Below are 13070 nucleotides of genomic sequence, written 5' to 3' on the forward strand. Positions count from 1 at the left end.
CAATCCCTGGACACCAGGTACTGACAAAGAATATATCAAACTCAGCTATCCTGACTCAGCGAATACCGCGACCACTCTCTACACTGGCGTTAAAAGCTACAACAACGCGATCGGTGTTGATATCTTTGAAGATAACTTAGAAGGTGCCTTAGCTAAAGCCGCAGCGCAGGGTAAATCGACTGGTTTAGTGACATCAGTCCCGATCGATCATGCTACTCCCGCCGCCGCCGCCGCCAATGTCAACCGCCGGAATAAATACGACGAAGACTATCCCGCTCTAGATAACATTCTTCAGCAAGAACTCCGCATCTATCAGCCTACCGTTATCCTCGGCGGCGGACATCCCTTATCTACGCCTGGTAATCCACTCCCCGCTGGAGTCGAGCCACTGCGAGATAATACCTACATCAAAGCATCTACCTACAAAGAATTCAGCACCAAGCCTAACGACAACCTCTACGACTACACGTTCCTAGAACGTGGTAAAGATGCCGCTAAGGTGCTGGCAGAAACAGCAGCCAAAATCGACCCGAATAATGGCGATCGCCTGTTCGGTCTATACGGCGCACGCGGTCAAAATGGTAACTTACCTGTCAGTTCTGCCAATGGTGACTACAGCACCACTGGTTTGGACATGTTCAGCGTCAACAGCACCAAAGGATTGAATCCAGATCTCCTGCGTCCGCTAAAAGCTGGTGAAACTGACGCTCAATTCATCGCCACCGAGCGCAATGAAAACCCAACTCTCGACGATTTGACTAAAGCTGCGCTGAACATCTTAGGCAAAGATCCCGACGGTTTTTGGGTAACGATCGAAGGTGGTGATATTGACTGGGCTGCTCACGATAACAACATCGACAACCTGATTGGTGCCACACTAGACTTCGATAAAGCAGTTGGTTCGGTTATCGCGTGGATTAATGCCAATGGTGGTTGGGAAGAAAACCAACTGATCGTTACCGCCGACCACGATCACTATCTGACACTCAACGGTGATTTCCCAACTCTGGTCAAAAATAATGCTGCTAACGGTATCAGCGAACTAACCAATAACGATACGATCGCCGGATCTGGTAACTTCTGGGGTACTAGTGCAACTGATAAGTACGGTTGGGGCAACCACACCAACCGTCCAGTGCCTGTTTACTATCAAGGGCCTGAATCCAAGCTACTAACAGATTCGATCGGTACAGGCTATGAAGCTTATGGCAAACCAGTTCAAGGTATTCCTGGTTTCATTAGCCAAGTTGATATTGGTGAAACGCTGATCGCTTCAGCAATTGACACCGTTCAGAAGGAGCTAGTAGCTGGAACTACTGGTGCCGATATCTTGATTGCATCTGCTAGCAGCAGTATTGATGGTGTTTACGACACTGTTTTCACTGGTGGTAGTAACGATATTATCGATCTGGCTTTCAACACCAACGCCCGCAACAACCGCGTCGATGGTGGTTCGGGTGGAGATACTATCTACGTCAGCCGCAACGATCGCGCTTTCGGTAGTGCGGGTGACGATATCTTTGAAGCTCTCGACAGCAAAGGTGGCAACCGAATGTCTGGTGGTGCTGGTAACGACGACTTCTACCTCGGTAGCAATGACTTCGCGCTCGGTGGTGATGGTGCCGATCGATTCTTTGCTAGTAATGGCGGCGGTAACACCATCTCTGGTGGTGCTGGTGCCGACCAATTCTGGATTGCTAATGCCGAACTTCCTGGTGCTGGCAACAAGGTTGTTGATTTCCAAATCGGTACTGACGTTATCGGAATTAAAGCGGCTACTAGCTTGGGCATCAGTGCTAGCACGCTGAAGTTGACTCAAGTTGGTGCCGATACTGCGATTAACTTTGGTACTCAAACCTTAGCAACGTTGATCGGTATTCAAGCTAGTAGCTTGAATACTAGCAATGCTGGTCAGTTCGTCTTCGGTTAATCGATCTAGGGGATAGGGGATAGGGACTACAATCTTTCCCTCTCCTCGTCCCCTACCGCGTATCGATAAGTTATTGGATTTGCTGCGTAGATCTTTACCCCACCCCAGCCCTCCCTTTATAAGGGGAGGGAGCAAGAAAAGCCCCCCCTTTATAAGGGGGGGTTGGGGGGGTAAACCAACCGGAAACGAAGCCCAACAGACTTGTGCATACACCGTCCCCCTCTCCCCACTCCCCCATTCACAACCAAAATTTAAAATAATAAATAATGAACACCGAGCCTTTGCAGAAAATTGGCGGCATTGTCAGTACTAATGGAGCCGAAATTACGGCTTTCGATGCTATCAGCGATCGATTATTTGTGGTTGCTGGGTCGATTGTCGAAATTCAGAAACTCAGTAATAAGGGCGCACTCTCGGCTGATGGCTCGTTGCTGACTGGATTTACATCGCCCGCAGGTACTCAAGCGATTCCAAATAGCGTCGCTGTCAAAAATGGAATTGTTGCGGTCGCTTATGCAATTCAAGATACGACTACCAGAGCGCAACTCCCCGGACGAGTTAGTTTTTATAATGCCGCCAGCGGTGCATTTTTGAACTCGGTGGCGGTGGGTGCGTTGCCGGATATGTTGACTTTTACGCCCGATGGCATGAAAGTATTGGTTGCCAATGAAGGCGAACCGAATAGCTACGGGCAAACCAACTCTGTCGATCCTGAAGGTTCGGTGAGCATCATCAATCTTGCGGGTGGTGCGGCTGCGGCGACAGTCCAGACGGCAGATTTTACTAGTTATAATAGTCAAGCTGCCGCACTTAGAGCATCCGGCGTGCGGATTATTGGCCCTGGAGCGACCGTCGCCCAAGATTTGGAGCCAGAATACATCGCTGTTTCGCCCGATGGGTTGACAGCCTGGGTGACACTCCAGGAGAACAACGCGGTCGCGATTTTGGATATCGCGACTGGCAAGATTACCAGTATTGCACCACTAGGAGCGAAGAATTACAATCTCCCCGGCAATGGCATTGATGCTAGCGATCGCGATCTCACTGCCACGACTGGTAAAATTAACATTCAAAATCAGCCAGCTTTTGGCTTGTATCAACCTGATGCGATCGCGAGTTTTTCGATCGCGGGGAAGGCTTACTATATTACTGCCAATGAGGGCGACGCCCGCGACTACACGGGATTTGCAGAAGAGGTACGAGTCGGAGCGGCTGGCCATGCGCTAGATTCGGCTAAATTCCCCACTGCGGCGACGCTCAAGCAGGATGCTAATTTGGGTCGGTTGACGGTGACTAGAGCGACTGGCGATACCGATGGCGATGGTGATTTCGATCGAATCGAGTCGTTTGGGGCGCGTTCGTTCTCGATTTGGGATGCTACTGGCAAGCAAATCTACGACAGTGGCGATCGATTGGAACAAATCACTGCAACCCTGTCGCCGACTAGCTTTAACTCGGATGGTACTGCTGCTAGTTTTGATAATCGCAGCGACAATAAGGGGCCAGAACCTGAAGGTGTCGTCGTTGGGGTCATCAACAATCGCACCTATGCTTTCATCGGTCTAGAGCGCACTGGCGATGTCATTGTGTACGATGTCACCAATCCCAATCAGCCGCAATTCGTTCAGTATTTGAATCCGCCGGAAGATACTGGTGTTGAAGGGTTGACGTTTATTTCGGCGGCGGATAGTCCCACTGGTAAACCGCTGTTGGTGACTGCGGCGGAAGTTAGCAAGACAGTCGGAGTCTTTGAAATATCGTTAGACGATCGATCTACATTTAGTGCGAGTTTTGTCGGTCAACAGATCTTACCAACGGGACTAGTCCCCACAGGTGCGGCTGGTAAAATTAACGGCGTAGATGTGCCACTGGGCGGTTTATCTGGGGTCGCTTACGATCCGACGAGTAAGAGCTACTATGCCATCTCTGACGATCGATCTCAATTTGGCCCCGCTCGGTTTTACAACTTCACCCTCGACCCAAATACACTGGCGACTACGGGTGTGAATTTTACAGGCGTTACCGCGCTCAAAGATGCAGCGGGTAATCCTTTCGCGCTCAACAGTCTCGATCCTGAAGGGATTGCCCTCTCTGGAAATGGGACGATTTTTGTCTCATCTGAAGGTGAAGTCAATCCGGCTGCGGGGCGCGTCACGAACCCCTTTATTAAGGAATTTTCGATCGCCACCGGGCAAGAAGTTCGCTCTCTAAACATACCGACCAAATTTTTACCCAAAGTTGAGGATACCAATAAGAACGGCATCGTCGATGCTGCCGATACCCAGACCGCTGGCGTGCGAAATAATGCCGCTTTCGAGAGCCTGACAATCGCCCCAGACCGCCGCACGCTGTATACAGCCACCGAAAATTCGTTATTCCAGGATGGCTCGATCGCGACTACCACGACTGGCACGAATTCGCGGATCGTCCAGTATAACCTGGCTACAGGTCTGGCGGAAAAAGAATATATCTATCAAACCGATCGGGTTGCCGTTGCGCCCACACCCGCGACCGCCTTTGCTACCAATGGTTTGGTCGATCTACTCGCGATAGATAATCGCGGTACCATGTTGGCTCTCGAACGATCGTTCTCGACGGGTACACCCGGTACTGGCAATACAATTAAGATTTATCAAATCTCCTTGCCAGGTGCCTCAGATATTAGTTCGATCGATAGTTTAGCCAGCTTGACACCAGCGCAATTAAATGCTCTCCAACCCGTCCAAAAACGGCTGCTGCTAAACCTGGATGCGCTGGAACTACCAACCGGACTAGACAACATCGAAGGTTTAGCTTTTGGTGCCAAGCTCGCCGACGGTCGCCAATCGATTGTCTTAGTCAGTGACAATAACTTTAGTCCCACCCAGTTTACCCAAATCCTAACATTGAGTACCGATCTAGTGCCTGAAGTTCCGGCGGTAGAACCTGCGTTCAACTTGGTATCGGGTACAGCGGGTGCCGACAATCTTATCGCTGGCATTACGCCTGGGTTTGATGGCATTAGTGACACGGTATTTACAGGTTCCGGCAACGATACTGTAGACGTGCCTATTGCAGGTGCTTTAGCTGGTAATAATCGGCTCGATACTGGTAGTGGTAATGATACCGTTTTTGTCGGTAATCGCGATCGAGTTTTTGGTGCTGCTGGCGACGATATCTTTGAAGCTGGTGATGCTCAAGACTATCGGATCTCTGCTGGTGCGGGGAACGATACCCTGTTCCTCGGCACCAATGGTCGCGCTTTGGGTGGCGACGGTAACGATAAGTTATTTGTCGGTAATGGCGGCGGTAATCTCCTCTCTGGCGGTGCTGGTGCCGACCAGTTTTGGATTGCTAATACCGAACTTCCTGGTGCAGCGAATACGATTTTGGATTTCCAAATCGGTACCGATGTTATCGGCATTCAGGGTGCCAAGAGTTTGGGCATTAGTGCCAGCACGATTAAATTAAATCAAATTGGTGCGGATACTAATATCGATTTTGGCGGTAAGACGTTGGCTGTACTAACGGGTATTCAGGCTACTAGTTTGAGTACTAGCAACGCTAGTCAGTTCGTATTTGCTTAATTTCCAACGGTGTCATCTCCCAAGGTAGGGGCTTACCCCCCTTATAAAAGCTACCGTGTATACACCTGTTGGACTTCGTTTCTGCTGGTGTTCTACCCCCCCAACCCCCCATTATAAAGGAGGGGCTTTCCGGCTCCCTCCCCTTTATAAGGGGAGGGTTGGGGTGGGGTAGAGGACTACGCAGCAACTCACATTCCCCCAACCTTGTCCCAATCTAATCTTTAACCTCTATCCCCTAATTCAATGGCGACAGTTAACGGCACAGCTAACAATGATGTACTATTCATTGACAAAGACAAAAGCAACGACACCTTGCTCGGTTTAGCCGGAAATGATTACTTAGATGCCCTACCGGGAGCAGGAAATAATATTTTACGCGGCGGCGCGGGCAACGACGAGCTATATGCTTACACTAACGACATGCTCGATGGCGATGCAGGTAACGATACCCTGACATCGGATGGTAATGGCTCTAATACGCTCTCTGGTGGCGATGGCGACGATACTATTTATGCCGATCGCAACGATACCATTTCCGGCGATGCAGGCGATGACAAGATTTATGGCGGACAGGGTGGCAATACTATTACGAGTGGCACTGGTAAAGATGTAATTTGGGTTGCCAATGTCGATGTCCCCGCTACACCTAATACAATTACGGATTTCGATCGACTTAATGACACACTTAGGATTAACTTAGCAGGTGTCAACAATTTTAGCGATCTTACCGTTGCCAAATCTGGCACTGATGCCACGATTAGCTTGGGCACTCAACAACTAGTACTCCTCAAAAATACCGCCCCAGGTAGCCTCAATAGCAACACCGTCGCCGTCACGCCGACAGCACCCAATAATGCTGGGAGCAATGTAACGAGCTATGATTTTACCAACTTGCCCAAACTAGGCACCACTTCCAAAGGACAAGATCTGTTCCTCGGTGGTTTCTCTGGGCTGTATTTCCAAGGGATTGCCGCTAATGGTAATCTCAAATTTATCACCCATACCGATCGCGGGCCAAATGGCGAGCCGACTGGTGCCAATCGTCCCTTTCTATTACCTAACTTTCAACCCGAAATCGTCAGTTTTGAACTCAATCGCACCTCTGGCGAGATTAATATTACCAAGCGCACGGGCTTATTTAGAGCCGATGGTAAGACACCACTCACCGGATTGCCCAACCTCCAAGCCGGGGCTAATGGTTTAGCCTACACCGACGAAATTGGTGTCGATCTCGATGGCAAAGTTTTAGCCAACGATCCGCTCGGCGCGGATGTCGAAGGCATCGTCATCGGCTCTGATGGTAACTACTGGCTGGTAGACGAATATCGTCCCGCAATTTACCAATTTGATACCAATGGTAAACTACTCGACAGATTTATCCCCAAAGGTACCGCCACAGCACCCACAATCGACTTCCCCGCCGGAACATTTGGCACCGAAGTATTACCCGAAGTCTACGCCCAACGCCGCAGCAATCGGGGCTTTGAAGCCATCGCGATCGAAGGTACCAAGCTTTATGCCTTTATCCAAAGTCCGATTGATAATCCAGATAATGCTGGCGATACGGTGTCTAGAGCCTCTCGCACCGTCCGCATTTTAGAATTCGACACCACAACTAAAGCCGTCACGGGTGAATATCTCTATCTGCTCGACGATATTACCGGGACTGGTAACGCCAAAACCGACAAACTCGGCGATGCTGTCTCCCTCGGCGGCGGTAAATTTGCCGTTGTCGAACGCGACGATTTGGCTACAACCGCCTCGAATAAACTCATCTACCAAATCGATCTCGCAGCGTCGACTAATATTAATAACCCCGCCAACTTTACCCTACCTGCGGGTAAAACAATCGAACAACTCACCCCCGCCGAACTAACTACTGCCAAAATTGCCCCCGTCAGCAAAAGTCTCATCGCTAATGCAGCGCAATTGGGCTACACCGGAGTCGAAAAACTCGAAGGCTTGGCATTAGTCGCACCCAATACTCTCACCTTAATTAATGACAACGATTTTAACGTCGCGCCGGGGAGTAAGGTACCCGAAAAATTAGGGTTGTTAGAATTAGCTAAAGATCTCCCCGTGACGGGAATTATTAGTACTAAAATTATCACCGCTACCGATCCGGCGGATCTATTACTCGGTATTAAAGAAGCCAATACCAGAATTATCGGCGATCGTCGTAATAATATCATCGATGCGAGTATTGCGGCGGGTCGCAACCAGATCTATGCTGGCGATGGTGCCGATGAGCTATATGCTGGTAAAAACGATCGACTATTCGGTGAAGGTGGTAACGATATTCTCGATGCTACCGATGGTGAAGTTGGCAACTTCTTAGATGGCGGAACAGGCGACGATCGATTATTTGCTGGTACTAACGATCGCTTATTTGGTGGCGACGGCGACGATACCTTATTTGCTGGCTTAGGTGGGAATATCCTGACGGGTGGTAATGGACGAGATATTTTCTTGCTCGCGCTGGCATCTTTACCCACCCAAGCAAATATTGTTACCGACTTTAAAGCTGGTACGGATACGCTCAAAATCGGCGGACTTCCGGGCATTGGCGACGATATTACTAAGCTAACTGCGACGATCCAGGGTAGCGATACGTTGCTCAAAGCAGGGACTGTCGATGTCGCATTACTCAAAGGAATTCAGGCAAATTCGATCGCCGATCTCTTAAATCCAAATCCAAATCCAAACCCGAATCCGAATCCAAACCCGAATCCTAATCCAAACCCGAATCCGAATCCAAACCCGAATCCAAACCCGAATCCAAACCCGAATCCAAACCCGAATCCTAACCCGAATCCAACGACATTAGGCATTACTTTAACCAACAATCTATTTGTAGCCGATCCCACACTCAAAGGGATCGGTATTAATGCGATCGCCCAAAGATTAGGTAGTAAAGTTAATGAAATTGGCTTTTTTGCTGTTGACGATCTAGCTGGTAAAATTGGCGGCATCGCTCCAGGTACCCCAGGTTATCTCAAACTAGTCGCCGACTCAGCCAAACCGATCTTTGCTAGCTTGGACGGTAGTTTCTTTAGCCTAAACAAACGCGAAATTAGCTTAGATCCCAATAAAATCTATCAATTCTTTCAAGTGCAAGATGGTTCGATCGCCGATTTTCAACAACAAATTGCTAGCGGAAAAACGCCAACTAATGTCTTATTTGCACTTCCTAATACCAGCGGCAATAGTCCATTTAAAGTCACAACTAATAGTGCGAATGATGGCTATCAAATCTCAATTAATAACGACGAACTGCGCTTAAATGTCTCCAAACTTGCAGGTACAACACCGAATATTCCGATCGGTGCCAAGTCCCAAAGTTTGACTCAGGGACGGATTATCGATCTATCCGATTATGCGGGGAAAACCCTCAAAGTCGATATTACTAGCACTAGTGACGCTGCTTACAACAACAATGTCGCTTTCTACGCCGTCGAAGATGCGGTTTTGGGCACGATTAGATTAGCTGGTGGTGCAATCCTCAAACCGGGCGATGCTAACTATGCGATCGAAGCAGTTAAAAGCGCAGTCTTGCAGGTATCAAAAACCGAAACTAAAACCAACCTCGATCTTGCGGGTGGAAAAATCTACGCACCTGTAGTCATCGCTCAAGGTTCCCTCGCTAGTTTTGCCAGCATCAATCCGAATAATAATGGTGGCAATGTCAACGCGATTCATGCTTACTTCAATTATCTCGGTGCCAATCCTGACACACTGGATCACTTCCGCTTGTTGGGGAATAACACCTTTGGGATCGAAGATATGTATGGCAGTGGCGATCGTGACTTCAACGATCTAGTCGTCAATGTTAATGTCAAAGTAGTCTAAGCAAAAACGCGGGGTAATTCATGAATTACCCCTGCTTCTCTAAAATGCACATATCTTCATTCAATCCGAAACGTCACATTAGGCAAAAATTCGCGCATATCTGCTGGAAGTTTCTCTAAAAACAGCACCAGACACCACTGCTCTATGTCTTCCAAAAAAGCCATTGATGGCACAAACATGGCAGTAGCGGCGGTAGTATAACGGATAAAATTAGCGCAAGCTCTAGCAATATCTCGATTTTTGAAGCAGTCAGGCGCATTCGTGAGCGATAATTCTTGCCATACCTCTGGATTGCACAAATCTAACACTCTTTCGATCGCAAGATATCAGATTCCAGTTTTTCTCAGCCACTACACTTAGATACGACTTACGAAGCATTAGCACTAGATCGCACTATTTTTACAGCGCGATCTAGTGGTATTATCGTGTAATCTTAGGGTCAGCGGTATCACCGAATCGAGCGATCCAAGCTGCAATAGTGGTTTCAATTTAGCACCAATTATGCTACAATCGCCCAGAAGCAACAAGTTTAACCAGCTTTTAATATCTCGATAACCTCGGACTGGACGATCGCTGAGATAATTTGTGAAAGGTGTCACTGAGTTCGCCTTTAAATAAAAGTATCATGAAGACAACTGCAAATTTGCTAGACCCCAGCATTGTGACTTCAACCCTACCGCCCCCCGATCGATCGGAACCTCAGCAATCCACTCCCGAGCTAGATACACCGCTCCAGCGGTTGTGTCAAAACACCATGTCTGGGGAAGAAGTTATCTCCCTATTACAGAAGTTTTGGATGCTCCCCCAGTTGCAACGAGAATTGATTCTCGATGCCGAACTAGCTGCGATCGATTGCACTCAAGAAGAAATTTTTGGTGCCTATAAAGCTTTTTATCATAAGTATCAGATTAACTCTGATGACGATCGGGCAGTATGGCTGGAGCGCAACAACTGTAGCCTCGCACAATTCGAGCATTCAGTACTTAGGACGCTCAAACTCGATCGGTTCAAACAATTGGCTTTTAATAATAAAGTTGATTCTTATTTTTTACAGCGCAAAAGTCAACTCGATCGAGCTGTATATTCGCTATTGCGCGTCAAAGATCCCCATTTGGCTCAGGAATTGTTTTTCCGAATTCAAGATGGTGAAGCAACTTTTAGCGATTTAGTCAAGCAATATTCCGGCGGACAAGAAGCCCAAAGTGGCGGAATGGTTGGGCCGCACGAGTTATCTGTCCCGCATCCAGTTCTCGCCCAAAAGATCGCGACTCTTAAGCCCGGACAGCTCGCGCCACCGCTCCAAGTTGCCGACTGGTTTGTATTGGTCAGGCTGGAAAAATATCTCCCCGCTCAGTTAGATAAAACCCTGAGAGCGCGGCTGATAGATGAGCTGTACGAGCAATGGATTCAATCAAAATTAGCTCAAATTTCAGTTAAAAGTTAATCTTTATTTAAACCAATTTAGACCGATTTCGAGCGAATTATCTCGCTTTAAATCTCAGATACAGCCTAATTTTTATGACTTATACGCCCGTCGCTCCCGAAATATTTTTATCACAAATCGAGCCATTTAGTAAGTTAGCCCCAAATGCACAAGTAAAAATTGCCAAAATCGCTCAGTATTATCGCTATCATGTCGGTCAACCGATCGCCCTACGGGATAGATTTTCGGCACAGATTAATATCGTCGTGGAAGGCACCGTGCGGCTGCTGGGATATCCCAACGATCTGGCTACGCCAGTGACACTCGAACGCTTGGAAGCTGGCAGCACGATCGGGGCAATCAGCATGATTCGGGGCGTGCCCTGCGAATCGGCGATCGCCTCTACCGAAGTGATTTGCTTGACGATTCCCGCTGAGTCGTTCATGCAGTCGATCGCTAAAGAACCGACGCTCAGACAATATTTTTACGATCGCCCCACCAGCATCGAAATCTTTGAAATTCTGCGGAGCGAACTCGAACGCCAGCCCAATCAAGAACAATTACTGACATTATTGGGCGTGGATTCGCTCAAAGACCTCACGCTCAAAGCCGCAGAAACGGCTGTTGTCTATAGCTCGATCGCCGAAATTCCCCCCGCACTGCGCAACTGGGATTGGTTTGTCGCCAGTCAAGAGTTAGGACAAAGCGATGGTGCTTACCAGATCGGCGATCGGATCGATATCGAATCGGCTCATCCCCGCCAAAAAATGCGGACGATCGGGATTTTGCCGACGGTACTCCAGTTTACCCAACCTGTCGATGCCGATCGAGTCATCGATATCGAAGATGCTACCACCGTTGTCAATTCCTCAGCGCTAGCCGTCCCCGAATCGGGCGACATCCCCTACGCCCCAGATCTGCCCCTTACCCTCAACGCCCCTGTTCCTAAAGCCGCCCAGAAATATCAGCTCGTCCGAGGGAAAGGGCACATCGATGGTAGCGTCGCTTGCTTTGAAATGCTGGCACACCAGTTTAAAATCCCCTTCCGGCGCGATTCCGTCCGGAAGGTAGTTTCTCACCATGTAGAGCAAACTGGGGGCGTCTCGCTGCAATTTTGCGGGGCTGTAGCGGACTTTTTAGGGTTGCAAGGTCAACTTGCTGCCATCCCGATCGCCGATATCCAACGGATTCAGGTACCCGCGCTGATTAAGTGGCAAGAGCGGTTGGCGGTAGTGTGTGCGGTATCTCACAACTCCCTGACGATCGCGCTGCCCGATAGCGGCTTGGTACAGCGATCGCCCGAAGAACTACTCCTCAATCAGGAATCAGCTAGTGACTCTCCCAGCAACGATTTGATTCAGATTCTACTGGTTCAAGCCACCCGCTATACCCCTGAGAAAAAGTTTGGGATTAGTTGGTTTTGGCCGTCGTTGGTGCAGTACAAAGGCGTCTTAATTGAGGTCTTAATTGCTTCGTTCTTTATCCAATTGTTCGGGCTGGCAAATCCGCTGATTACCCAGACAATTATCGATAAAGTATTGATGCAAAACAGCGCCACCGCCCTGAATGTATTTGGGATTCTGTTAATTGGCGTTGCTGTCGGCGAAGCCTTATTAACCAGCCTCCGCACCTATCTATTTGTCGATACTACCAATCGGATCGATCTGGCGCTGGGTTCGCAAATTATCGATCGATTGCTCCGCTTACCCTTGCGCTACTTTGAAAAGCGATCGGTCGGCGAACTTTCCACCCGCGTCAACGAACTCGAAAATATCCGCCAATTCCTGACGGGAACTGCTCTGACGGTCGTTCTGGATTCGGTATTTTCGGTGATTTATATCGTCGTGATGCTGATTTATAGCTGGCTGCTCACCTTAGTTGCTCTGGCTACCTTACCGCTGTGCGTCCTGATTACCACCATTATCTCCCCGATCGCCCGCAAACAACTGCGCGAAAAAGCCGAACGCAATGCTCGGTCTCAATCTCACCTGGTCGAAGTAATCTCTGGTATCCAAACCGTCAAAGCTCAAAACGTCGAATTGCGCTCGCGCTGGAAATGGCAAGAACGCTACACCAAGTACGTAATGGCGGGATTCCAAACCGTGATTACCTTTACCACTGCCAATTCTGCCACCACCTTTCTCAATCAGATCTCCAGCTTATTGGTACTCTGGGTGGGTTCCTATCTAGTCCTCGACGGCAAACTCACCCTCGGACAACTGATCGCCTTTCGGATCATTTCTGGGTACGTGACTAGCCCCCTTCTCCGGCTGACGCAACTGTGGCAGAACTTCCAAGAAAC

General features: G+C 48.9%; 6 protein-coding genes. 5 read left to right on the top strand and 1 reads right to left on the bottom strand.

All coding sequences use genetic code 11. The features are described from left to right. From RMO52_RS24395 to RMO52_RS24405, 3 genes are all read left to right on the top strand, one after another. The coding region (locus tag RMO52_RS24395; protein WP_310419571.1) for an alkaline phosphatase at positions 1-1930 on the top strand (1930 nt) is incomplete at its 5' end. A gap of 266 nt (positions 1931-2196) precedes the next feature. Beyond that, complete coding sequence (locus tag RMO52_RS24400; RefSeq protein ID WP_310419574.1) at positions 2197-5496, top strand: choice-of-anchor I family protein; 3300 nt, start codon at positions 2197-2199, stop codon at positions 5494-5496. A 243-nt stretch (positions 5497-5739) separates the two neighbouring features. After that, positions 5740-9345 (top strand): esterase-like activity of phytase family protein, encoded by a 3606-nt coding sequence (locus tag RMO52_RS24405; RefSeq protein ID WP_310419577.1) that lies wholly within the window; start codon positions 5740-5742, stop codon positions 9343-9345. A gap of 56 nt (positions 9346-9401) precedes the next feature. Here RMO52_RS24405 and RMO52_RS24410 read toward each other — a convergent pair whose 3' ends face one another. After that, the gene (locus tag RMO52_RS24410) at positions 9402-9653 is read right to left on the bottom strand and encodes a hypothetical protein (RefSeq protein WP_310419579.1); all 252 of its coding nucleotides are present in this window, start codon (positions 9651-9653) and stop codon (positions 9402-9404) included. A gap of 317 nt (positions 9654-9970) precedes the next feature. Between RMO52_RS24410 and RMO52_RS24415 the strand changes: the two genes are divergently transcribed. Together RMO52_RS24415 and RMO52_RS24420 are read left to right on the top strand one after the other, a co-directional pair. Further along, a complete protein-coding gene (locus tag RMO52_RS24415; RefSeq protein WP_310419582.1) occupies positions 9971-10789 on the top strand; it encodes a peptidylprolyl isomerase in 819 nt (272 codons plus the stop codon). Positions 10790-10863: 74 nt separating this feature from the next. Continuing rightward, positions 10864-13070: ABC transporter transmembrane domain-containing protein (locus RMO52_RS24420; protein WP_310419584.1), on the top strand; the 2207-nt coding region annotated here is incomplete at its 3' end.

Origin of the sequence: Chamaesiphon sp. OTE_8_metabat_110 (assembly GCF_031382685.1) — a bacterium.
GTDB lineage: Bacteria > Cyanobacteriota > Cyanobacteriia > Cyanobacteriales > Chamaesiphonaceae > Chamaesiphon.

Excerpts from the sequence above, each read along its gene's own strand:
- RMO52_RS24400 (WP_310419574.1), top strand. The coding sequence starts at position 2,197 with ATGAACACCGAGCCTTTGCAGAAAATTGGCGGCATTGTCAGTACTAAT.
- RMO52_RS24405 (WP_310419577.1), top strand. The coding sequence starts at position 5,740 with ATGGCGACAGTTAACGGCACAGCTAACAATGATGTACTATTCATTGAC.
- RMO52_RS24415 (WP_310419582.1), top strand. The coding sequence starts at position 9,971 with ATGAAGACAACTGCAAATTTGCTAGACCCCAGCATTGTGACTTCAACC.